The following is a 22,053-nucleotide window of genomic DNA, read 5'->3' as shown; positions in this document are numbered from 1 at the left end:
TCACCGTGCGGCCAGGGCGGCGTCGACGTCCTTCGCCAGCGGGATCGCCGGCTGGGCGCCCGGCTTCAGGCAGGCGAGCGAGCCTGCCGCCGCGGCGCGCGTGAGCGCCTGTTCAAGCGAGAGGCCGGACGCCATGCCGGCGCCAAAATAGCCGCAAAAGGTGTCACCGGCGCCGACCGTGTCGACCGGGGTGATCTTCAGCGCCGGAACGGTGAGGACATGGTCGGCAGTGGCGGCCAGCACGCCGTCGCCGCCGAGCGTGACGACGATGGCGCGGCCGGTCTTTCGGGCATAGTCGCGCATCCGGGCCTGCCGGTCGCGGCCCGACAGCGCCAGCGCCTCGCCATAGAGGTCGAATTCGGTTTCGTTGGCGACGGCAAAGTCCGCCTTGCCGAGGAAGCCGGCCGCTTCGGCGCGGAAAGGCGCGGTGTTGAGGATGCTGACGGCACCTGCCGCACGCGCGGCGTCGAGCGTGGCATCGACCGTAGGCAGCGGGATCTCATGCTGCAGAAGCACGACATCGCCTTTCTTCAGGTGGGCCTTGGCGATGTCGCCTGGCAGCACCGAATCGTTGGCGCCCGGCACGACGGCGATCACGTTCTCGCCGTCGGCGCCGACCAGGATCAGCGCCGTGCCGGTGGAGGCGAAGCTTTCGCCGACGCCGGAAAGATCGACATTGCCGGCTTTCAGCAGCGCCAACGCCTCGGCGGCAAAGCTATCCTTGCCGACGGCGCCCACCATGCGCACCTCGGCGCCGGCGCGGGCGGCGGCCAGCGCCTGGTTGGCGCCCTTACCGCCGGGAGCGGTGGCGAAGCCGGAGCCGCGGACCGTCTCGCCGGGCTCCGGCAAGCGGTCGACATTGGCGATCAGGTCGAGGTTGATCGAGCCGACGATGATGATCAAGAAACGCCTCCTGCCGGAACGGTCCAGCCTTCGGTCGAAGGCCGGTGTGCTCCAAGCCCTTGCTTTTACGCGATTGATTGCGCGGGAGGCTAGCCGCAAAGATCGCCGGTTGCCAGATCATGCCGGTTGCGCGTGTGGCTTGGCCCACAGCTTCATTCGCAGCGCACTGTGACCATGCCCTGATAATTGCCCGCCGGGAAGATGCCGGCAGATTTCGTCGCCGTGAGGTCGACCTGGATGGTGTGGGTGCCGTTGGTGACGCGCTGCGGCGAGCTGCCCGGTATGTCCGCCCCCGAGCCGTCGAGGCGGAAGACGGTGTCAAAAGTGACGTTGGCGTCGCCGCCGCTCGGCGCCGAGGTGAAGGCGATCGGCGCGGGCGCCGAGACGGAATAGCAGTCGAGCAGGTTGAGGATCGTGCAGAGCAGCGAGCTCGCGGTGATGGTGGCGGTTGCGCTCGATCCGCCCGCCTGCCTGGAACCGAATATGTTGATCGCCGGGTTCGCCTTCATCGCTCCTGAGCTGCCGATCACGATCGTGCAGGTGCCGACGATTGCGGCTTGCGCTGGGAGGCCGAAACCGCCGAGCGCGGCTGCGGCAAGCAGCGCGTGGCTAGTTCTTCTTCTTTTTCCTGCCACCGTCGGTTCCGCCTCTGATGCTCCAGCCTTCGTTGGCCCATGCCGGTGGCGTGCCCGAGGGAGCCGTGGCGGCCACGCTCCCGGTAATCTGGCCGTCCGGAGCCAGTCCCATCTTCAGGAGCCGCAACTCCATTTGCAGGCGCTCGACCTCGAGCTCGTAGAGGCGGCTGCAGTCCAGGCGCTTGGGCGTCCGCCCGATCGGGATCACCACGCGGCCGTAGGTGGCGACGTCGCTGTTCGACTGGCTGCTGCTGTTGCCCCGTATGACGCCGACATCCAGATAGGCGCCGCTGCCTGAAACGGCCGAGCGGCAGGTCGTGCCGTCGCTGGCATGCACCTCATCCTGGCCTTGGGGCAAGGTGACGCCGGGCAAGGTGAAGCCCGTCTGGTTCTGGTTCAGGTTCAGGATATCCTCGGCGAACCCCCGACTGACGACCGCCAAGGCAGGCAGCAACGAGAGGGTCAGAACCTGCGATGCCCGAAGAACTTTCCGCATATCTGCGCCCTTATCTGCGTCTGCTCGCCTGGAAAGGGGATACTCTCGGTACAGATACGCACCTTACGCTCGGTCGCGCCGTCGAACGGCACGACCACGAGAACCGGACGCGATGCCTGGCCGGCAAGCAGGAAGGCCCTCGGCGTGATCTGGGCGTCGACGGGCTGAAAATCCTGGTCGTAGACATGGACCTCGACCCGGATTCGCTGATCATACGGATTGCCGGGAAAGACCCGGACGGCGAAGGCATCGGTGAAGGATCTCACTTCGCCGCGCATGGGCGTCATCGACTGTGCCGTCGCCGCAAGGGGAGCAAGGCTTGCTGCCAGCGCTGCCGCGAAGAAGATCCGAACCTTTGTCAACGACCGCTCCATTGGCGAGAGAACTATTCGCAGCGCACCGTCACCGTCGCCTGGTAGCCGCCGGCCGAGAAGCGGTTGGTGCCGCTCTTGGTGCCCGTAAGATTGATCGCGGCGGTCGACGTGCCGGGCACGGTGAGCGCTGTCGCGGTGCCTGTTTCGACAATGGTCTGCGCGCCGGTTGTAGCGAAGGTCGGTGTCCAGGTGGTGGCTGTGACGTCGCTCGTCGGCGCGGTGGTCGTGGTCACCGGGTCGACGCTCAGCGAAACGCCGCCCGTAGTGTCGACCTGGACGCTGCCGGCCGAGCCGCCCGCATTGTGGGAGCTCAGCGATTGCAGGTTGCTGCTCACGGTCATGGTGCCGTTCGAGTTGACGGTCAGCGTGCAGGTGGCGGTGATGGTGCCGTTGAACAGCACATTCCCGGTGGCGGCCGATGCCGTCTGGCCGGCGCAAGCGGCCAGCAGGCTCGCGGCCATTGCGACGCGCAGGAACTTCATCGAGACCCCTCTTTCGAGCCGAATGGCCGGCTCAGCATAGGGGCATCATCCATTCATCATGGTTAATTTAGCGTTAACTAAAATAAGAACACCAAGCAACTTATAATACAACCGGCGAAACCAGAGGTTGCTGCCGGTTGTATTTTTCAGATATTTGGATGGAATTGTTTCAGTTATACTTGTTTATACTTTGATGCGCGCTTTTTCGCAACTGTGCGGAAAAGTCGAGCTTTCAGGAAGCCACTTGCCCCGCTTCCCAGCCGAGGATGGCGCGCTTGCGCGTCAAGCCCCAGTGATAGCCGGTCAGCGCTCCGGACTTGCCCAGCGCACGGTGGCAAGGAACCACGAAGGACATCGGATTGGCACCGACCGCCGCACCGACAGCCCGGCTTGCGTTCGGCGCGCCGATGCTTGCCGCGATCGAGGAATAGGTGCAGGCCTTGCCCATCGGGATGCGCAGCAGCGCCTCCCAGACACGCAGCTGGAAATCGGTGCCGATCATCACCACGCGCAGCGGCTGGTCGGCGCGCCACAGCGTCGGATCGAAGACGCGCGCGGCATAAGGCTGGGTGGCCGACATATCCTCGACATAGGAAGCGTTCGGCCAGCGGCCGGACATATCGGCGAAGGCAGCCCGCTCGCCGCCGGCATCGCAGAAGGCCAAGCCGGCCAGACCGCGGTCGGTCACCATGATGAGCGCGATGCCGAAAGGCGAGATGTGGTAGCCGTAGCGGATGGTGAGGCCGGCGCCGCGGGTCTTGTAGTCGCCGGGCGACATCGCCTCGTGGGTGACGAAGAGGTCGTGCAGCCGGCCGGGGCCCGACATGCCGAGCTCGAATGAGGTTTCGAGCAGCGGCATGCCGGAATCGAGCAGCCTGCGCGCGTGGTCGAGGGTTACCGCCTGCAGGAAAGCTTTCGGCGACAGGCCGGCCCAACGGGTAAAGAGCTTCTGCAGGCCGGTCGGCGTCTCGCCGACTGCTTCGGCCAGAACCTCCAGCGAAGGCTGGTCGCGATAGTCGAGGCTGATCTTTTCGATGGCGCGGCGAACCACTTCGTAGTCGCTGCCCTCGGGAGTGATGTCGTTCTGCAGGATCGCGGACGGTTTCATCAGGGTATTCATGGTCATCTGGGCGTTCATGGCAATATCTCCCATGGCAATATCTCTTTGACCGCGAATATCGGTCTTCCGGCGCTTTGCCACCACCCGAAACTTGCCTTCCCGCCGCCCATATCGGTTCCAACCAGAGGGACAATCATGGCCGGCGAAAAGTTAGTGTGACCGGGGCGAGGGAGACCTCAGCGCGCCTTGGCGGTCGCCAGCGCGCGCGAAAAGGCGGTGGCGAAGCTTTCGCGGTCGTCAGGATTGAGGAAGCTGCCGATCGAGACGCTCCTGCCTTGTGCTTCCACCGCCATTTTGGTGATGCCGATCTCGGCATGGCGGGCGATCGAAAACCGCGTCCAGAACGGGTTGAAGCGATGATCCTCGAAACGGCCCGACGGCGCCGTTTTGCGGATGTCGAGGCTGGTGCGCGAGACCGAGATCTCCTCGCGGGCGCGCGCGGCGCGATAGTTGACGCGGAAGGCGATGTAGACACCGACCACGTCGAGCCCGAAGAAGCCGAAGACCGGCCATGCGCCATGCGCCAGGAAGATCGCGCCGGTGACCGCCCAGCCGAACATCAGCGCGCCCATCAGGATGAGAAAGCCGGTGCGGCCGAGGGAACGATGCGGCGTCAGCAAAGCCTCGAAAAACGGCTTGTCGGCTTCGAACGAGGCGTTTGTGTCGCTCATGAGGGAATATTATAGGAGGGGAATGACGCTTCCCAAGTCCAAAAATTCCTTGCCCGTCAAAAAGCAGTCTGCCTCCGCCTCAGGCGGCGGCGCGAAAGCAAAGGCGCCGTCCCGGAAGCGCGGGCCGCGCTCGCTCTATACTGCCGCCGAGCTGCATGAGATTTTCCGGCGCTTTTCCGTGCAGCGGCCGGAGCCGAAGGGCGAGCTCGACTATATCAACGCTTTCACATTGCTGATCGCGGTGGTGCTGTCGGCGCAGGCAACCGATGCCGGCGTCAACAAGGCGACGAAAGCGCTATTTTCGGCGGCCGACACGCCGCAGAAGATGCTGGCGCTCGGCGAGGCCAAGGTCGGCGACTATATCCGCACCATCGGGCTGTGGCGCAACAAGGCCAAGAACGTGATCGCGCTCTCGAAGGCGCTGATCGACGACTATGCCGGCAAGGTGCCGGAGGATCGCGACGAATTGGTCAAGCTGCCGGGCGTCGGGCGCAAGACCGCCAATGTCGTGCTCAACGTCGCCTTCGGCCGGCACACGATGGCGGTCGACACGCATATCTTCCGCATCGGCAACCGGATCGGGCTGGCGCCCGGCAAGACGCCGGAGCAGGTCGAGCAGGGGCTCTTGAAAGTTATCCCGGCCGAATATATGCGCCACGCGCATCACTGGCTGATCCTGCACGGCCGCTATGTCTGCAAGGCGCGCAAGCCGGATTGCCCGATCTGTGTGATCGCCGACATCTGCAAATCCAAGGAAAAGACCACCGACGTGCCGGCGCCGCTGGTGCCGATCGCGCCCTTGAAGGAGGCGTTTCCCGCGGAGGTTTAGAGTTTATGTTTTTCGCAGTTCCGGACGGAGGGCTGCGGCGAAATCGCCGAGCCTAACCGCTGCATGGTTTTCCTGGGATTGCTCAGTAGCCGTAGCCGCGCGCCATCGCCGCGGCGAAGACAGGGATGAGCAGGAAGATGAAGCCCTCGGCGCGGACATAGTTCTTCACCGAGGCGAGTTCGGCCGCCGGCACCGAGAAAGAAGGATTGCCGCCCGCCTGCCTGCTCCAGGAGAGGAAGCGAACGGTCGGGACGATCGACAGCAGGCCGACGACGACGAAGGCCACCATCTTTGCCCAGAACACCCAGTTGTAGACATAGAATTCCCAGCCTTTCAGCCCGAAGAACACCCGGCAGATGCCGATGATGACGATCAGCGCGGCGATGATGCCGTAGTGGCGGTCGATGCCGGCAAGACGCTTGAGCGCCGCCGCCCCCAAGTCGCCGCGCACCAGCACGAACTCGGCGCCGATGATGCCGGCCAGCGAGAACACCAGAAGGTGATGGGCGATCGCCAGCAGAAGGTCGGTGGTGTCCATGGGTCTTCCTTTGGTCGAAGAGCGCGAGTGTTGAATCAGTTTTCAGAAGTTGCAGAGTAGCATCGCGGAACAAAAATCCCATATGCGCAAGCTAGCCATGTGCAGCGTTGACGCCAACTACCGGCAGTCTATTGCTTGGATCATGAGCCGATTGACGCGTGCCTTCAATCCGATGCCTGACGACGTGCGGACCGCCCTGGCGGGGCGCGGATTGACTGCCGCCTATGACGCGCGGCCGGACTATCAGAAGAACGACTATCTCGGCTGGATCGCGCGCGCTAAACGCCCCGGCACGAGGCAGAAGCGGCTTGACCAGATGCTCGACGAACTGGCGCGCGGCGGCGTCTATATGAACATGGCCTGGCACGGCTGAAGCCAACCCTCCGGCGTTTGCCGGCCTTTGTTGCCTCTGGAAGATGCCTCGGGCCATCCTGGCCCTTGTTCGAACGCACTGGTTTGCTAAGCGCTGCCGCCTCACTAGAGCGTTTCAGCGTTTCACGGAAACGCCGAACCGCTCTATCTCTTTGTTTTTTATGCAATTCCGGACGGAAAACCGTTACACACTTTTCCTGGAATTGCTCCTAGAGGTAAATGCCATGAGCATTGCAAGGGAAGCCGGCGTGCCAATACTCGAGACGGCGCGAACCGTTCTGCGGCCGCATCGGCTCGGTGATTTCGAGAGCTATGTCGCGATGTGGGCAGACCCCGGGGTCACCCGTTTCATCGGTGGCAAGCCGCGCACCCGCGAGGAAAGCTGGATGCGCTTCCTGCGACATGCCGGGCTATGGTCGCTGCTTGGCTATGGGTTCTGGGCCATCGAGGACAAGGCCACAGGCCGGTTCATCGGCGAGGCGGGGTTTCATGATCTGAAGCGCGAGATCGAGCCGTCGATCGAAGGCGTGCCGGAGGCTGGCTGGGCGCTGGCTTCGGTCGCGCATGGCCAGGGGCTGGCGAGCGAAGTCGTCGGGCGCATCGTCGCCTGGGGGGATGCGGTGTTCGGGCGGGCCAGAACCGTCTGCATCATCGATCCCGACAATGGCGCTTCGCTCAAGGTGGCGGAAAAGAACGGCTATCGCGAGATCCTGCGCACCACCTATCACGACACGCCGACGATCCTTTTGGAGCGGCAGGCTGGAGGCAATCTCAGTTGATCAGCGTTTGGCTTTGAATTTGTTCAGGGCCACTGCGGCACGAACGAGAGCCTTGAACGCCTCCTCGTCGATGACTTCACCCTCGCGAAAATCGATGGCGCGCCGCGTGTTGCCCTCGAGGCTGGAGTTGAAGAGGCCTGCGGGGTCCGGCAGCGCCGCGCCCTTGGCGAAGGTCAATTTGACGACGGCCTTGTAGGTCTCACCGGTGCAGATCATTCCGGCATCCTCCCAGACCGGCACGCCGCGCCACTTCCATTCCTCGGTGACATCAGGATCAGCCTGCTTGATCAGGGCGCGCAGCCGGCCAAGCATCTCGCCTCGCCAATCGCCCAGTTCCGCGATGCGTCCATCGATCAGCTCGGAAGGAGATTTGCTTTCCTGCACGCCGCTTTTCTCCATATCTGTTCTCCTCCGATGCTGGACAAATGGATCGCCATGGCGCCTCTTCAGGCGAACCGTGCTTGATCGATAATGCGCTTACATTCGTTCGCCGGGCAATTGGCTTGCCTGTTTCACCCAAGAGACGAACTGCGCTTCGTCGAGATGGTCGTCCTCATGGATGTGAAGATAGCGTGTGTCCTTGCTCTTGGATTCGCCGGGCGGCACCGGCCTGAGCGACAGGCCGCGAAAGAAGGCCACCTTGATGTATCCGGTGAAACAGTGGATGCCGAGGAACCAGCCTTCGCCTTCCATCCCGTAAAACGGCGAGTTCCATTTCACGGCCTTCTCAACCTGCGGAACGGCCTGCATGATCAGTTGGTCGAGCCGGCGGCCGACCTCGCTCTTCCAGCCCGGCATCGCCGCGATATAGGCCTGCACGGGGGCGTCGCCATAGCCCTTGGCGATCTGCGGGTTGCCGCCTGAAAGCAGGACGGGTTTCGCGTCCGCGGGCCTGGCTTCTGAAGGCTTGGCGGCAACCTTCGGCGATTTCGCCTTCGCCATCAGGCCGATCCTATGCGCTCGCGCGCCGGCTCGCCGCGCCATTTGACGGCATAGGGCAGCACGAACATATAGAGGCCGCTGAACAGCAGCAGGAAAAGCGGCAGGAGCGGCGAATAGACCACCCAGGCGGGCGGCTCGCCCAATGCCATGGCGACGAAGTTGGCGATGACGGTCGCGGTAAAGATGATCGACAACCAGCGATGCAACTGCCTGATCCACTTGCTCCAGTCCAATGCTGCCTCCTTTTGAAAAGCGAATGAAACGCCGGCCTTACCAGCGCGCCAGCTGGGTGATCTGGATGAGATTGCCGCAGGTGTCGTTGAGCTGCGCGATGGTCGAGCCGGTCACCGCGGTCGGCGCCATGGCAAAGCTGCCGCCATTCGCCGTGATGCGCTCGTGGTCGCCCTTGATGTCGTCGGTGAACAGCATGAGCGCCGGCTGGCCTTGCTTGAAGATGGCCTGCTGGTAGGTCCTGGCCGCCGGATTGTCGTTCAACGCCAGCTGCAGCTCGGTCCCATCCGGGTCGTCGGGCGAGGCGACCGTCAGCCAGCGAAACGGCCCGTTGGTGAAATCGGCTTTCTTGGTGAAGCCCAGCACGTCCGTGTAGAAGCCAAGAGCCTTCTCCTGGTCGTCGACATAGACGCTGGTCAGCTTGATCTTCATCGCATGTCTCCATCGATCGCGCCTGCGGTTTGCCGTCCGCCAGGCAGTTTCCGCTTTTTTGAACCTTGCGGCGGACTTCAATCGATCCGCAAAAGCACCTGTTCCAGGGCTGCGAAGTACCTCTTCCAGCCTACCGTAGCGCCGCGGTAATACGGCTCCTGATCCGTCCGGAATCCCACCTGCTCCATGCGCAGATGAGTGCCCATGCCCGTCGGGGTGAGCGTCCAGGTGACGATGCTTTCCAGGTCCTTGGTATCCCACGTGTAGGACAGCGTTTTGTTGGGCTCGACCGTCTGGACCTGGCACTCGACGCCGCCCCAGTCCGCGCTCAGATTGAAGCGATGGTCCACGACCGGCTTGAAGTTGTTCTTCATCAGCCACTCCTCGATGAGATGCGGTTGCGTCAGCGCACGCCAGATTTTTTCCGGCGGATAAGGAATCTCGCGCTCGACGACGACGGAGCGCGTTCCGGCCGGCATGTCGTTCATTGATCCATCCTCTTCAGCAGATCCTCGAGATCGTCGAACCGGCTCTCCCAGAACCCCGCCATCTGACGCGTCCAGTCCATCAGCGGCGCCAGCGCGCCAAGCTGCGCGCTGTAATGCGTCTGGCGTCCCTCATGGCGGTCGCGCACCAGCCCGGCTTCCTTCAGCAGGCCGAGATGCTTCGACACCGCCGGCTGCGAGACCCCGGCCTCAGCCGTCAGCGCGCCGACCGTCTGCTCGCCTTGACGGCACAGACGCTCAAAAATGGCGCGCCTTGTCGGATCGGCAAGCGTTCGGAAGAGCATATCATGCGTGGCCGGCATCTTGATCAATAACCCATTGGCTATTGATTGATCTATAACCATTGAGATATGTGTGAGTCAAGTGGATGTCTGGCTGTGAGCCGGCGTGCTCTCGAACCTAGCTGGCGGCGCCCGCGTTGAGGCTTGCCTCCTCCAGCATGGATGCGTCCTCGCCGAATGCCCGGGTGGCGCGCGCGGCTGCCTCGATCAACGGGCGCTTCATGCGCTCGAGAAAAACCGCATCGACCCGCGTGCTCGGGCCGGAGAGCGTCAGCGCGCCGACCAATGTCCGCCCCGGGCCGAACACTGGCGCAGAGACGCCCGCTGTCTGCGGGTCGCGATCGCCGAGCGAGATGTAATTGTAGGTCTCGCGGATCGTCTCGTAGGGCTCGCCCGGTTGGCCCGAGAAGGCGGCGAGAACGCGGCCACCGGAGCCCGCAAGCAAAGGCAGCACGTCGCCTTCCCGTATCGTGTAGCGGATCGGGTGCTTGGACTCGACCCGGTAGAGGCAGGTGCGCACGTCGCCCGAGCGGACATAGAAGGCGACGCTTTCCCAGCTCCGCTCGGAGAGGTCGCGCATGATCGGCAGCAGGATTTCCATCGCCACGACCGAACGCTGGTAGAGCGCGCCAAGCCGGAAGGTGGCGGGCCCGATGCGGTAGCGTCCGTCATCGAGGCGCTCCAGCAATTGCCCGCGCATCAGCGAGTTGGCCAGCCGCAGGATCGTGCTCTTGTAGAGGCCGGTGCGGGCCGCGATCTCGGCGAGGCCAAGCGACCGGTCAGCGGTGGTGAACGCGTTGAGGATGGAAATGGCGCGGTCAAGCGCGGCAACGCCGTCGGACGATGTCGGACTGGAAGGTGTATTTTTCATCCCGATGATGATTTCATGTGATCGCTCAGTCCAGGCAGGCCCGGACAAAGAGATTTAGTCCGGATAGAAGCGTTCTGTCCAGTAGAATGCCATTCCCGTTGACAGAACGCGGTAACATCTGCTTGAACTCGAAATGCGGGTCTGTACTCAGGCCACGTCTTGGCAGGCACCGGAGGAGGTGTCGTGATTTGGAGGAATCCCATGCTGAACAGACGCAGATTCTTGACGAGCACCGCCGCCGGCTTCGCGGCTTTGCATTTCGCACCCGCCTTTGCGCAGGACACCCCGCAGATCCAGATCTTCGTGCCGGCGGCGCCCGGCGGCGGCTGGGACCAGACCGCGCGCACGATCGACCAGGTGCTGCGCTCCGAAAAGCTGATCTCCGGCTCGCAGATCACCAATGTCGGCGGCGCCGGCGGCACGGTCGGCCTGCCGCAATTCGTCAACCAGTGGAAGGGCAAGGGCAATTCGCTGATGGTCGCCGGCATGGTCATGGTCGGCGCCATCATCGCCAACAAGGCCGCCAATAATCTCACCGAAGTCACGCCGATCGCGCGCCTCACAGGCGAGTTCGAGGCGCTGGTGGTGCCGGCAGCCTCGCCATTCAAGACGGCTAATGATTTCGTCGCCGCGCTGAAGGAGGATCCGACCAAGGTTCCGGTCGCCGGCGGTTCGGCCGGCGGCTCCGACCACATCCTGTTCGGCCTGATCGCCAAGACGGCCGGCGTGCCGGCTGCAAACCTGTCCTATGTGCCTTTCGCCGGCGGCGGCGAGGCGCTGTCGGCGCTGCTCGGCAACCAGGTCGCCGCCGGCATCTCCGGCTATGGCGAGTTCTCCGAGCAGGTCAAGGCGGGCGCGCTCAGGCTGCTGGCGATCTCGTCCGACAAGCGCCAGGAGGGCATCGACGCGCCGACGCTGAAGGAAGCCGGCATCGATGTCGAATTGTTCAACTGGCGCGGCGTCTTTGCCCCGCCCGGCGTTTCCGACGACGACAAGGCGGCGATGATCAAGCTGGTCGAGACCATGGCCAAGAGCGACGCCTGGGCGACCGAGTGCAAGAACCGGAACTGGACGCCGATCCTTTTGACCGGCGACGACTACGCCAAGTTCGTCACCGAAGACACCGCCCGGATCGGCGCCATCCTCAAGGATCTCGGCCTCGCCTGAGCTCTGGCCGGCGCAATGTCCGAAGGGGGCCTGGCTCCCTTCGGAACAGCATGGACAGATGATCGAGCAGCATTGAGACTGCGGCGATGCCGGCAGTGGAAGGCCGGCCTTCCGGGGAGGAGATCATGAGCACCAGCGACCAGCAGGCGTCACCGCCGCGCCTTGCCATACCCGAATTGTTGATCGGCGTCGGGCTTCTCGCCTGCGCAGGGGCGGTTGCCTGGCAGACCCTGGCGATCCCGGTGTCGCCGCTCTACTCCAAGGTTGGCCCAAGGATCTTCCCCTACATCACCATGGCCGGGATGATCCTGCTTTCCCTGCTGCTCATCCTGGCCGCTGTTCGCGGCGGCTGGCAACCCGAAGAAGAGAAGGAAACGCCGACCGACTGGAAGGGGATGGGCTTCGTGGTCGCGGGCCTCGTCGCCAATCTTCTGCTCATCCAGCCGCTCGGCTTCACCGCCGCCTCGGTGATCATGTTCGTGCTGGTCTGCTTCGGCTTCGGCAACCGACATCCGCTGCGCGACGCGCTGCTCGGCCTGGTATTGGCGCTGGCGGCCTATTTCGGCTTCGCCCGGGCGCTCGGCGTCAACATCGGCGCGGGTTTGATCGAGAACCAGCTCAACACGCTGATCAACGCCGTCGTCGGCCTGGTAAGGGGCTGACGCAATGGACACGCTCGGCTATCTCGCGCACGGATTTGCGGTCGCTTTCACGCCGACCAATCTGTTGTGGTGCCTGCTCGGCACGACGCTCGGAACCGCGATCGGCGTGCTGCCCGGCCTCGGGCCGGCGCTGACCATCGCGTTGCTCCTGCCGATCACCTACCAGGTGGCGCCGGAAGCTTCCTTCATCCTGTTTGCCGGCATCTATTACGGGGCCATGTATGGCGGCTCGACCACGTCGATCCTGCTCAACACGCCCGGCGAAAGCGCCACCATCGTCACCGCGCTCGAAGGCAACCGGATGGCGCGTTCGGGGCGCGGCGGCGCGGCGCTTGCGACCTCGGCGCTCGGCTCCTTCGTCGCCGGCACCATCGGCACGCTGGGCGTCGCCTTCCTGGCGCCGATCGTGGTCAAGTTCGCGCTTGCCTTCGGGCCGGCCGAGTATTTCTCGCTGATGGTGCTCGCCTTCATCACGGTGTCGGCGGTGCTCGGTTCGTCATCGGTGCGGGGGCTTACCAGCCTGTTCGTCGGCTTCGTCATCGGCATGATCGGCGTCGACCTGCAGACCGGGCAGCCGCGCTTCACTTTCGGCATGGGCGAATTGCTCGACGGCGTCGACGTCATCGTCGTCGCGGTCGGCCTGTTCGCGGTCGGCGAGACGCTCTACATGGCCTCGCGCCGCTATGCCGGCAAGGACGAGATCGTGCCGCTGAAAGGCTCGCTCTACATGACGGCTGCCGAATGGGCGCGCTCGTGGAAGCCGTGGCTCAGGGGTGCCGCGATCGGCTTCCCGATCGGTGCGATGCCGGCCGGCGGCGCCGAGATCCCGACCTTCCTTTCCTATGCCATCGAGAAGAAGCTGTCGAAGCACAAGGAGGAGTTCGGCACGGTCGGCGCCATCGAAGGCGTCGCCGGACCCGAGGCCGCCAACAACGCGTCAGCCGCCGGCGTGCTGGTGCCGATGCTGACGCTCGGCCTGCCGACCTCGGCGACCGCCGCGATCATGCTCTCGGCGTTCCAGAGCTACGGCATCAATCCTGGGCCGCTGCTGTTGACGACGCAGGCCAATCTCGTCTGGGGCCTGATTGCCAGCCTGTTCATCGCCAACGTCATCCTCGTCATCCTCAACCTGCCGCTGATCGGCCTGTGGGTGCGTTTGCTGAAAATCCCGGCGCCGCAGCTCTATGCCGGCATCCTGGTGTTCGCCACCGTCGGCACCTACGGCATCTCGCAGTCGCCGATCGATCTCGTTATCCTTTATCTTCTGGGGGCTGCCGGCTTCCTGATGCGGCGCTTCGATTTCCCGACCGCGCCGGTCATCATCGGCATGATCCTCGGGCCGCTCGCCGAAACGCAGTTCCGCCGGGCGATGACGATCGCCAATGGCGACTGGACCGTGTTCTACCGGCATCCGCTGTCGCTGACACTGTTGACGCTGGCCTTCATCGGTCTGGTCGGGCCGCATATCTGGGCCTGGATCGAACACCGGCGCATGCGTGGGCCGGAGCATGTGCCTGGCGATGCCTGATCGATTTGGAGCATCATGACAGACCTGCTTTCCGGCATCCGCGTCCTCGACCTCACCAACGTGCTGGCAGGCCCTTACTGCGCCTACCAGCTGGCGCTGCTCGGCGCCGACGTCATCAAGGTCGAGGCGCCGCCGGGCGGCGATCTCGCGCGCCAGCTCGGCGCCTCGCCGGAACTCAACCAGGCCGGCATGGGCGCATCGTTCCTGGCGCAGAACGCCGGCAAACGATCGGTCGTGCTCGACTTGAAGAAGGCGCAAGACCGCGACCGTTTCCTCGATCTCGTCGCCACGTCGGACGCGCTGGTCGAGAATTTCCGGCCGGGCGTCATGGATCGCCTCGGCCTCGGCCATGAAAAGCTCAGGCAAGTCCGGCCGAGCCTCGTCTATTGCGCGATATCCGGGTTTGGCCAGACCGGGCCGATGCGCGGCAACCCGGCCTATGACCAGATCATCCAAGGATTGTCGGGGATCATGAGCATCACCGGCACGCCGGAGACCGCGCCGCTGCGTGTCGGCTATCCCGTGGCCGACACGCTGGGCGGGCTGGTGGGGGCCTTTGCGATTGCCGCCGCGCTTGTCAGGCAGAAGACCAGCGGCGAGGGTGCCTTCCTCGACGTGTCGATGCTCGAATGCACGCTGTCGGCGCTGGGTTGGCCTGTGTCGAACTACCTGACGGCCGGCGTCGAGCCGCAGCCGATGGGCAACGAGAACATGACGGCCGCGCCCTCCGGCGCGTTCCGCACCGGCGAGGGGTTGCTCAACATCGCCGCCAACAAGCAGGAGCAGTTCGTCACGCTTTGCGGGCTGATCGGCCGGCCGGAACTGGCCTCCGATCCACGTTTCGCCGAACGCGAAAGGCGTAAGCTGAACCGGGCCGCATTGAAGACGCTGATCGAGGAAGCGCTTGCCGGCGCTCCGGCCGCCGCCTGGGAAGAAAAGCTCAACCGCGCGGGCGTACCGGCGGGACGGGTGCTGACGATCCCAGAGGTGCTCGAGGAACGCCAGGTGACGGAGCGCGGCATGGCAACCCGCTTCGCGGATGTGCAAGGCATGGACAAGCCGCTGACGGTGGTGCGCGGCGGCTTCATGGTCGATGGCGATGCACCCATGCCCGCCGGACCGCCGCCGCGGCTTGGCGAGCATATGGACGAGGTTTTCGCCGCGTTGCCGGCCCGCGACAAGACAAGGGCGCGGGCATGAGCGGTACGGAGAAAAAGACTGGCCGCGAGCGCGGCGAGGAATGGTGGCGGACCGGCCTCATCGAGATGCGGCCCGGCGTCATCCGGCTGCGCGGCTACGAAATCCAGGATCTCATCGGCCGCGTCAGTTTTCCGGCGATGATCTGGCTGATGCTGCGCGGCGAATTGCCGAGCGAGCAGCAGGCAGAACTGCTCGGGATCGCGCTGGGTGCGGCCGTCGACCACGGGCCGCAGGCGCCGTCGATCGCGATCGCGCGCATGGCCGCGACCTGCGGCGTCGGCATCAACAACGCCATGGCCTCCGCCATCAATGTGCTGGGCGACGTGCATGGCGGCGCCGGCGAACAGGCGCTCACCTTTTATGGCGACATCGCCGCGGCAGTGGACCAGGGCGCGACGCTTGCCGATGCGGTGTCGGCGCGGCTCGACCGTTTCTTCGCCGAGGAAAAAGGCTATTTGCCGGGTCTCGGCCATCGCTTCCATCCGATCGACCCGCGCGCGCCGCGCCTCATCGAACTGACGCGCGATTTCGCCGCGCGTGGGATCGTCAGCGGTCGCTTCGCCGACATAGCCGAGGCGATCGAGGCGGAGGTCGCGACACGCAAGGGCAAGACGATCCCGCTCAATATCGATGGCGCCACCGCCGTCATCTATGGCGAGCTTGGCTTCCCGCCGGCACTGACGCGCGGCCTGTTCGTGCTGTCGCGTTCGGTCGGCATCTTGGCGCATGCCTGGGAGCAATCGCAGGAGGCAGATCGCAACAAAGGTCCGCTGCCAAGGGAATGGCTGTGGGCCTATACCGGCACACCGGTACGGCCCTTTCCCGGCGACTCCGAATAGGGCATCCTGTCAGGCCGGCTCGGTCGTTGGGACCGTCAAATCCCTCAGAAGGGTCGAAAGCTCCGGCTCGTCGATGAGCAGAGCCGCATCGGCCGCCGGCAGCCAGGCGCGTTGCCGGTTCGCTGCTTCCCGCCAGTCGGCCATTTCCTCGGTGACCTCAAGCAGGTAGACGACCACGTCGACGCGGACGAAACGGTTGGCCATCCGCTTCCAGTAGGAGTAGCCGCCGGCGGGTTGCTTCAGCGCCTTGCCAAGCACGCCGGCTTCTTCCTGAGCCTCGATCATGGCTGCCTTGCGCCCGCTCTTGCCTTTCATCGGCCAGCCCTTGGGCACGATGAAGCGCCTGGTCGTGCGCGACGTGACCAACAACACGTCGAGGTTGCCGCCCTCGCTCACACGAAAGGGGATGGCCGCCACCTGGCGGATCCGCTCCCCCTTCTTTGCCCTGCGTACCGCTTTCTTCTTGGCTGTTGCCATCCCAAAATCCGATAAGAGCAGCATTCACACCGGGCGCTGTCCGCGCACGGCAAAATCCTGCCCTTGCAAACCCTAGAGCAGTTCATAGTTTCACGGAAACGCTGAACTGCTCTAACTATTTGTTTTTACGCAATTCCGGACGGAAAACCGTTATACACTTTTCCTGGAATTGCTCTAAAACCGTCACCCTTGCAATCCCGGCTTTCGCCAGCAAGTAAGTCGGCTAAATAAACCGAAAAAAGCCGGATGTCAGCGGCAAACCCGCGAAATCGTGGTGCCGATCACCTGGGACTGGCAATTCTGCTTGACAATCGGCACTTCGGGGCGGGGCTTCGGCACGACCTGCCGGTCCTGCTCGCGATAAAACTGCTGCTGTTGCTGGAACTGCTGTCGCTGCAGCTGATTCCGCAGCGCCTGCAGTTCGTTCTGCTGGATCAGGGCGTTACGGTTTGTCGGGATGACGACCTGCGCCGAGGCATGGAAAGCGGTGCCCGACAACACAGCAGTCGCCAGAGCTGCCGATATCAAAACCGCCGAGAGGCGAGGATGAGACATCGTGTCCTTCCCGCATGAAACCAAAACCTCACCCAATATAGGGTGTTTGTCCGGATGTGCCATGGTCCAAGGCTTGGATGCGACCAGTCGATCGATTGTCATGCCAAAGAAAATCCGGCTGGCGAACCAGCATTGCGCTTGACGGCAGCGGCGGTTTCACCGCTCTATCGCGCGGCCGGACGGGGTCGGGTGAAGAGAGATTCCATGATGAGAAGTAGGTCCAAGTTGTTCGTCGCAATGCTGGTCGTTGCCGGGGTCGCAGGCCTGCCTGCGCTCGCCGCGCAGAACAAGGTGGCGCCGGCGGCCGGCCAACCGGCCGACGCCGCGGCCAAGCCGCAGCTGCCGGGCGGCGCTTCGGCGTTGTCGGAGACGCATGGCGACTGGACCGTCAACTGCCAGGTCACCGGCACGAACAAGCTGTGCAGCCTGTCGCATCAGCAGTTCAACAAGCAAAGCGGACAGCGCCTGCTGGCTATCGAATTGACGACCAAGACCGGCCAGGACGCCATGGGCACGCTGGCGCTGCCCTTCGGGCTGGCTTTGGCCAACGGCATCTCGCTCGAGGCCGACGACAAGAAGCTGGAAGGAACCCTGCAGTTCAACACGTGCCAGGCCGTGGGCTGCCTGGTGCCGGTGGCGTTCGATGCCGACACCGCCTCACAGCTGCAGAACAGCACCACGCTGAAAATCAACGCCACGGCCGCGGACACGATGCAGCCGGTCGCCTTCACCATCTCGCTCAACGGATTCGCCAGCGCGCTCGCCAGGACGGCGGACCTGTCGGCGGACTGACCGTCGCCGCACCCCAGGACCTCGCCGTCACATGAGAGCGCCGTAGTGGCGCAGAAGTCCGAAATGCTGGCGGGACAGCACCCCCCTCTGTCCTGCCGGACATCTCCCCCGCAAGGGGGGAGATCGGATGTTGCGCGGCTTTCGCCAATTGTCGACGTCGAAAGGAGGCGCAGCGCCTAAGCTGCCAATCTCCCCCCCTTGCGGGGGAGATGTCCGGCAGGACAGAGGGGTATGAAGGAACGCGGCGCCACAGTACCTTTCTTAACCGTCCCACCAAGAGCTTCGCTCGCCTTGAGATGACGGCCTCGAGAGGGCTTCGATGTTGAGAAACTACTCCACCTCACGCAGCCGATAACCGACGCCTGTCTCGGTGATGATGTAGCGTGGCTGGTCCGGCGTCTTCTCGATCTTCTGCCTCAACTGGCGGACATAGACCCTGAGATATTGCACGTCGGTCGAGTCGTTCCAGATCTGCTTCATCAGGAACTGGTGGGTCAGCACCTTGCCGGCATACTGTACGAGCATGCGCAGGATGTCGTATTCCTTCGGTGATAGTTTTACTTCCTTGCCCTCGACCTTGACGATGCGTTTCACCAGGTCGACCGAGAGGTCGCCGGTCTGGAACACCGGCTTCTCGCCCTGCTGCTGGAACTTGTGGCGCAGCGCCACGCGGATGCGGGCGACGAGCTCGTTCATGCCGAAGGGTTTTGTCACATAGTCGTCGGCGCCGAGCTCGAGCGCCTGGACGATGCCGGCCTCGTCGGTACGGCTCGACAGGATGACCACCGGAATGTCGAGGCCGTCGTTGCGCCATTTGCCGAGCAGCTCGAGGCCGGTCATGCCGGGCAAGCCGAGGTCGAGCAGGATCAGGTCGGGCGGCTGCGCCTCAATGAGTTCGATCGCGGCCTTGGCATTCGGCGCCTCGGATACCGTATAGCCCTGGCTGCCGAGGCCGACGCGCAGCAGCTTTCGGATCGGCGGCTCGTCGTCGACGACCAGAATGCTGACGTTCGGATTGGTCATGCGGCGTCATCCGTTTTGGCGACGGTCAGGTTCGGAATTGCTTCCGGCACGGGCATGCGGATGGTGAAGATCGCGCCCGGCCGGTCGGTGCGGTTAGCCGCCGAAATCGCGCCGCCCATGGCCTCGATGAACCCGCGGCTGATCGACAGGCCGAGGCCCGTGCCGGCGCGGACCTGATCGCTCTTGCGGACGCGGTAGAAGGTGTCGAAGATCCGCTCGAGGTCGCCGGGCGGAATGCCCGGCCCCTCATCCATGACCTGCAGGATGACGGTCCCATTGTCGAGCCAGCCTTGCAGGCGGATGGCCGAGCCGGGCGGCGCATATTTGGCGGCATTGTCGAGAAGGTTGAACAGCGCCTGCTCGAACAGAACGGGGTCGAGGCGCAGCATCGGCAGGTCCGGCGGAATGTCGGTGTCGATCCGGTGCTCACCGGTGATCTTTCGCGCTCGATCGAGCGCCGAGCCGACGATGTCGCCGACATAATGGAGAGCGTAGTTCGGCTCCATGGCGCCAGACTCGATCTTGGTCATGTCGAGCAGGTTGGCGATGAAGCGGTTCAGTCGCTCCGACTCATCGACCACGGTCGACAGAAGGTCCGCGCGGTCCTTTTCGGGAAGGGCGGCCGCGTATTCCCGCAGCGTGCCGGCGGCGCCCATGATGGCGGCAAGCGGCGTCTTCAGGTCATGCGAGATCGAGGTGAGCAGCGCCGTGCGCAGCCGGTCCGCTTCCGCCGCGAGCCTGGCGCGGTCGACATCGGCAACGAGCTGGATGCGCTCGATGGCGACCGCCGCCTGATCGGCAAGCGCATCGAGAAGACGCTGCTGCTCGGGCGTCAGCAGCGGTCCCTGCTTGTCGTTGTCGAGGCCAACGACGCCGATGGCGGTGCGCCCCGTCCGCAAGGGGAGATAGAGGCGCTTGGCGCCTGGCAGCGTGTCGGCGCCACGGCCGGCCGGGCGGTCGTGCTCCCAGGCCCAGCGGGCGGCCGCGATGTCGGCCTCGGCCAGCGTGTCGTCCGGCGGGTAGCCGGCCTTGACGGTGATGGTGCCGTTTTCGGGCAGAAGCAGCACCACGCGCACTTTCAGCATCGAGGCGATCTGGAAGGCGGTGGCCCAGAGAACGTCGTCGAGCGTGCCGGCGCCGGCGAGCTTCCTCGAGAAGGAGTAGATGTCCTCGGTTGCACGCGCGCGGGAACGGGCGGCGACCGCCTGGCGCTGCACGCGGGCAGTCAGATTGCTGGCGATGACGGCGACAACGAGGAAGACGGCAAAGGCGACGATGCTCTCAGGGTCCCTGATCGTCAGCGTGTAGCGCGGCTCGAGAAAGAAGAAGTTGAAGGCAAGCGCGCTCAGGAAACAGGCATAGAGCGCCGGCCACAGCCCGAACGTAACCGCCGATGTCAGCACCGCCAAGAGCAGGACGCTGGCGAGATTGCGAACATCGAAGAACTGGTCGAGAACGGTGCTGACGGCCAACCCACCGGCGACATAAGCCGTGGAGAACAAATAGGGCCAGATCTGGAAAGGCTTCTGCTCGGCCGCTGCCTTCACCTTCGCGGCCGGCGTCTGTGCGTCGCGTTCGGTTCCCGAAATGACGTGGACGCTGATGTCGCCGGCATTGCGGATCAGATCGTAGGTGAGCGAGCCCTCGATCAGTTCCCGCCAGCGCGAGCGGGTCGGCCTGCCGATGACGATATGGGTGAAGTTGTTCGCCGTCGCGTGGCGCACGATGTCCTGGGCGACGTTCTGGCCCGGGATGGTCGCCACCTCGGCGCCGAGCTGCTCGGCCAGGCGCAGGTTGGTCGCCAGCCGGTCCTTGTCCTCTTCCGACGTGCCGGCAAGGCGAGGCGTATCGACATGCAGCGCCGTCCAGGGGGCGCGCAGCCGATCGGCCAGCCGGCGAGCGTAGCGGATGCGGGCGGCTCCGCCGGGACGCGAGTCGACGCAGACGAGGACGCGTTCGCCGGCAGCCCACGGTCCCGGAATGGCGTGGGACTGCATGTGATTGAGCAGCTGCTCGTCGACGCGCTGGGCCGTGCGCCTCAACGCCAGCTCGCGAAGCGCCGTCAGGTTGCCCGGGGAAAAATAGTTCTCGATGGCGCGCTGGGCGGTTTGAGGGAAATAGACCTTGCCTTCCTGCAGCCGCTGGATCAGGTCGTCGGGGGTGAGGTCGATGACCTCGATATCGTCGGCCTCGTCGATGATGGAATCGGGAACGGTTTCACGCACGCGAACGCGGGTGATCTGCGCCACGACGTCGTTCAGGCTTTCGACATGCTGGATGTTGAGCGTGGTGTAGACGTCGATGCCTTGCGACAGGATTTCCTGCACATCGAGGTAGCGCTTGGGATGGCGGCTGCCGGGCGCGTTGGTGTGGGCGAGCTCGTCGACCAGGACCAATGCCGGACGCCGTTTCAGGACGGCGTCGATATCCATCTCCTCGAGAGCGCGGCCTCTGTACTCGACCCCGCGGCGCGGGATCACCTCGTAGCCGTCGACCAGCGCCTGGGTCTCCTTGCGGCCGTGCGTCTCGACGACGCCGATGACGACGTCGATGCCGTCGGCGCGGCGGGCACGGCCCGCCATCAGCATCTCGTAGGTCTTGCCGACACCGGGCGCGGCGCCGAGGAATATGCGCAGCCGGCCGCGGCCCTCCCGCTCGGCATGCTCGAGCAGCGCGTCGGGAGATGGTCTGTTCTCGGGGTTGGTCCTGTCGTCCGGCATCAAGTCCAATCATGAATTGCGTCGGGGATCGTGTCGATCCCCGGCGCGGGTGCTGATTATTTCAGGTCGTCGAGCGCGAGATTGAGCGCCAGCACATTGACCACGGGCTCGCCCATGAAGCCCAGCTCGCGCTCCTCGACATGGCTGTCGACGAGCGATTTCACCTTGGCTTCGTCGATGCCGCGGGCCTTGGCAATCCGTGGCACCTGGAAATGGGCGGCTTCCGGGCTGATGTCAGGGTCGAGGCCGCTTCCGGAAGTGGTGACGAGGTCCATCGGCACCGGCGCGTTCGGGTTTTCGGCCTTCAGCTTGTCGGCGTCGCCCTTCATGCGCTCGATCAGCTTCGGATTGGTCGGGCCGAGATTCGAGCCGCTGGAAGAGGCGGCGTTGTATCCGTCGCCGGCTGCCGACGGCCTGCCATGGAAATAGCGGTCGCCGGCGAAGGCCTGGCCGATCAGTTCGGAGCCGATGATCTTGCCGTCCTTTTCGATCAGGCTGCCATTGGCCTGTTTGGGAAACAGCGCCTGGGCGATGCCGGTCATGCCGATCGGATAGATGAGGCCGGCAAGCACCGTAAAAAAGACGATCATGACAAAAGCGGGTCTGAGTTGCTTGAACATCGGAATAG

At 64.3% G+C, this 22,053-nt stretch carries 29 protein-coding genes; 9 read left to right on the top strand and 20 right to left on the bottom strand.

The features are described 5' to 3' along the window. From ABID26_RS23910 to ABID26_RS23880, 7 genes are all read right to left on the bottom strand, one after another. Positions 1–903, bottom strand: a complete 903-nt coding sequence (locus ABID26_RS23910; RefSeq protein WP_292342773.1) for a ribokinase — start codon at positions 901–903, stop codon at positions 1–3. A gap of 152 nt (positions 904–1,055) precedes the next feature. Beyond that, the gene (locus tag ABID26_RS23905; protein ID WP_126097897.1) at positions 1,056–1,538 is read right to left on the bottom strand and encodes a hypothetical protein; all 483 of its coding nucleotides are present in this window, start codon (positions 1,536–1,538) and stop codon (positions 1,056–1,058) included. Continuing rightward, a complete protein-coding gene (locus tag ABID26_RS23900) occupies positions 1,513–2,034 on the bottom strand; it encodes a hypothetical protein (RefSeq protein WP_126097898.1) in 522 nt (173 codons plus the stop codon). Before ABID26_RS23900 ends, ABID26_RS23905 begins: the two co-directional genes overlap by 26 nt. Further along, positions 2,001–2,408 carry a hypothetical protein gene (locus tag ABID26_RS23895; RefSeq protein ID WP_435528603.1) on the bottom strand — a complete coding sequence of 136 codons (408 nt, stop codon included), beginning with the start codon at positions 2,406–2,408 and terminating at the stop codon, positions 2,001–2,003. The genes ABID26_RS23900 and ABID26_RS23895 overlap by 34 nt, the downstream gene beginning before the upstream one ends. Before the next feature lie 11 nt (positions 2,409–2,419). Further along, positions 2,420–2,890 (bottom strand): hypothetical protein, encoded by a 471-nt coding sequence (locus ABID26_RS23890; protein WP_126097900.1) that lies wholly within the window; start codon positions 2,888–2,890, stop codon positions 2,420–2,422. Between the two features lie 232 nt (positions 2,891–3,122). Then, positions 3,123–4,028 carry a methylated-DNA--[protein]-cysteine S-methyltransferase gene (locus ABID26_RS23885; protein WP_189521442.1) on the bottom strand — a complete coding sequence of 302 codons (906 nt, stop codon included), beginning with the start codon at positions 4,026–4,028 and terminating at the stop codon, positions 3,123–3,125. A 158-nt stretch (positions 4,029–4,186) separates the two neighbouring features. Continuing rightward, a complete protein-coding gene (locus ABID26_RS23880) occupies positions 4,187–4,681 on the bottom strand; it encodes a DUF2244 domain-containing protein (protein WP_292303226.1) in 495 nt (164 codons plus the stop codon). Between the two features lie 22 nt (positions 4,682–4,703). Here ABID26_RS23880 and nth point away from each other — a divergent pair, with 22 nt between their 5' ends. Next, positions 4,704–5,510 carry an endonuclease III gene (gene nth, locus ABID26_RS23875; protein WP_292303227.1) on the top strand — a complete coding sequence of 269 codons (807 nt, stop codon included), beginning with the start codon at positions 4,704–4,706 and terminating at the stop codon, positions 5,508–5,510. A gap of 82 nt (positions 5,511–5,592) precedes the next feature. Here nth and ABID26_RS23870 read toward each other — a convergent pair whose 3' ends face one another. Beyond that, on the bottom strand, positions 5,593–6,048 hold the full coding sequence (locus tag ABID26_RS23870) for a DUF2214 family protein (protein ID WP_126097903.1): 456 nt from the start codon (positions 6,046–6,048) through the stop codon (positions 5,593–5,595). 82 nt (positions 6,049–6,130) lie between these two features. On the opposite strand from ABID26_RS23870, the gene ABID26_RS23865 reads away from it, so the two are divergent. After that, positions 6,131–6,421, top strand: a complete 291-nt coding sequence (locus tag ABID26_RS23865) for a YdeI/OmpD-associated family protein (RefSeq protein WP_354416834.1) — start codon at positions 6,131–6,133, stop codon at positions 6,419–6,421. A 223-nt stretch (positions 6,422–6,644) separates the two neighbouring features. Further along, positions 6,645–7,199 carry a GNAT family N-acetyltransferase gene (locus ABID26_RS23860; RefSeq protein ID WP_292303229.1) on the top strand — a complete coding sequence of 185 codons (555 nt, stop codon included), beginning with the start codon at positions 6,645–6,647 and terminating at the stop codon, positions 7,197–7,199. On the opposite strand, the gene ABID26_RS23855 is transcribed toward ABID26_RS23860, so the two are convergent. From ABID26_RS23855 to ABID26_RS23825, 7 genes are all read right to left on the bottom strand, one after another. Further along, complete coding sequence (locus ABID26_RS23855; RefSeq protein WP_292303230.1) at positions 7,200–7,598, bottom strand: DUF1801 domain-containing protein; 399 nt, start codon at positions 7,596–7,598, stop codon at positions 7,200–7,202. A 78-nt stretch (positions 7,599–7,676) separates the two neighbouring features. After that, positions 7,677–8,141 (bottom strand): DUF1801 domain-containing protein, encoded by a 465-nt coding sequence (locus ABID26_RS23850; protein WP_292303231.1) that lies wholly within the window; start codon positions 8,139–8,141, stop codon positions 7,677–7,679. Next, complete coding sequence (locus ABID26_RS23845; RefSeq protein WP_126097907.1) at positions 8,141–8,374, bottom strand: hypothetical protein; 234 nt, start codon at positions 8,372–8,374, stop codon at positions 8,141–8,143. Before ABID26_RS23845 ends, ABID26_RS23850 begins: the two co-directional genes overlap by 1 nt. A gap of 37 nt (positions 8,375–8,411) precedes the next feature. After that, entirely contained in the window at positions 8,412–8,804 is a 393-nt protein-coding gene (locus ABID26_RS23840) for a VOC family protein (protein WP_126097908.1), read from the bottom strand. 77 nt (positions 8,805–8,881) lie between these two features. After that, entirely contained in the window at positions 8,882–9,292 is a 411-nt protein-coding gene (locus ABID26_RS23835) for an SRPBCC family protein (protein ID WP_292303232.1), read from the bottom strand. Next, on the bottom strand, positions 9,289–9,612 hold the full coding sequence (locus tag ABID26_RS23830) for an ArsR/SmtB family transcription factor (RefSeq protein WP_292303233.1): 324 nt from the start codon (positions 9,610–9,612) through the stop codon (positions 9,289–9,291). Before ABID26_RS23830 ends, ABID26_RS23835 begins: the two co-directional genes overlap by 4 nt. A gap of 97 nt (positions 9,613–9,709) precedes the next feature. After that, positions 9,710–10,462, bottom strand: a complete 753-nt coding sequence (locus ABID26_RS23825) for an IclR family transcriptional regulator (protein WP_292303234.1) — start codon at positions 10,460–10,462, stop codon at positions 9,710–9,712. Between the two features lie 201 nt (positions 10,463–10,663). Between ABID26_RS23825 and ABID26_RS23820 the strand changes: the two genes are divergently transcribed. The 5 genes from ABID26_RS23820 to ABID26_RS23800 all read left to right on the top strand — a co-directional run bounded on the left by ABID26_RS23820 (position 10,664) and on the right by ABID26_RS23800 (position 15,858). Further along, a complete protein-coding gene (locus tag ABID26_RS23820; RefSeq protein WP_292303235.1) occupies positions 10,664–11,629 on the top strand; it encodes a Bug family tripartite tricarboxylate transporter substrate binding protein in 966 nt (321 codons plus the stop codon). Between the two features lie 125 nt (positions 11,630–11,754). After that, positions 11,755–12,291 carry a tripartite tricarboxylate transporter TctB family protein gene (locus ABID26_RS23815; RefSeq protein ID WP_292303236.1) on the top strand — a complete coding sequence of 179 codons (537 nt, stop codon included), beginning with the start codon at positions 11,755–11,757 and terminating at the stop codon, positions 12,289–12,291. A gap of 4 nt (positions 12,292–12,295) precedes the next feature. Beyond that, positions 12,296–13,819 (top strand): tripartite tricarboxylate transporter permease, encoded by a 1,524-nt coding sequence (locus ABID26_RS23810; RefSeq protein WP_126097914.1) that lies wholly within the window; start codon positions 12,296–12,298, stop codon positions 13,817–13,819. A gap of 15 nt (positions 13,820–13,834) precedes the next feature. Continuing rightward, positions 13,835–15,019 carry a CaiB/BaiF CoA transferase family protein gene (locus tag ABID26_RS23805; protein ID WP_292303237.1) on the top strand — a complete coding sequence of 395 codons (1,185 nt, stop codon included), beginning with the start codon at positions 13,835–13,837 and terminating at the stop codon, positions 15,017–15,019. Beyond that, positions 15,016–15,858: a citryl-CoA lyase gene (locus tag ABID26_RS23800; protein WP_292303238.1), complete on the top strand. Its 843-nt coding sequence runs from the start codon at positions 15,016–15,018 to the stop codon at positions 15,856–15,858. Before ABID26_RS23805 ends, ABID26_RS23800 begins: the two co-directional genes overlap by 4 nt. 9 nt (positions 15,859–15,867) lie before the next feature. On the opposite strand, the gene ABID26_RS23795 is transcribed toward ABID26_RS23800, so the two are convergent. Continuing rightward, on the bottom strand, positions 15,868–16,335 hold the full coding sequence (locus ABID26_RS23795; RefSeq protein ID WP_126097917.1) for an NUDIX hydrolase: 468 nt from the start codon (positions 16,333–16,335) through the stop codon (positions 15,868–15,870). Positions 16,336–16,584: 249 nt separating this feature from the next. Next, positions 16,585–16,992 carry a hypothetical protein gene (locus ABID26_RS23790; protein ID WP_292303239.1) on the bottom strand — a complete coding sequence of 136 codons (408 nt, stop codon included), beginning with the start codon at positions 16,990–16,992 and terminating at the stop codon, positions 16,585–16,587. A 102-nt stretch (positions 16,993–17,094) separates the two neighbouring features. On the opposite strand from ABID26_RS23790, the gene ABID26_RS23785 reads away from it, so the two are divergent. Further along, complete coding sequence (locus ABID26_RS23785) at positions 17,095–17,682, top strand: invasion associated locus B family protein (RefSeq protein WP_292303240.1); 588 nt, start codon at positions 17,095–17,097, stop codon at positions 17,680–17,682. Positions 17,683–18,012: 330 nt separating this feature from the next. Here ABID26_RS23785 and ABID26_RS23780 read toward each other — a convergent pair whose 3' ends face one another. The 3 genes from ABID26_RS23780 to kdpC are packed head-to-tail and all read right to left on the bottom strand — an operon-like array spanning position 18,013 to position 22,045. Further along, entirely contained in the window at positions 18,013–18,705 is a 693-nt protein-coding gene (locus ABID26_RS23780) for a response regulator transcription factor (protein WP_292303241.1), read from the bottom strand. Further along, a complete protein-coding gene (locus ABID26_RS23775; RefSeq protein WP_292303242.1) occupies positions 18,702–21,425 on the bottom strand; it encodes a sensor histidine kinase in 2,724 nt (907 codons plus the stop codon). The genes ABID26_RS23780 and ABID26_RS23775 overlap by 4 nt, the downstream gene beginning before the upstream one ends. 56 nt (positions 21,426–21,481) lie before the next feature. Further along, positions 21,482–22,045 carry a potassium-transporting ATPase subunit KdpC gene (gene kdpC, locus ABID26_RS23770; RefSeq protein WP_292303243.1) on the bottom strand — a complete coding sequence of 188 codons (564 nt, stop codon included), beginning with the start codon at positions 22,043–22,045 and terminating at the stop codon, positions 21,482–21,484. Positions 22,046–22,053: the final 8 nt, after the last annotated feature.

It is taken from the genome of Mesorhizobium shonense, from assembly GCF_040545255.1.
GTDB lineage: Bacteria > Pseudomonadota > Alphaproteobacteria > Rhizobiales > Rhizobiaceae > Mesorhizobium > Mesorhizobium shonense.
This window is presented reverse-complemented; position numbering and strand designations above follow the sequence as displayed.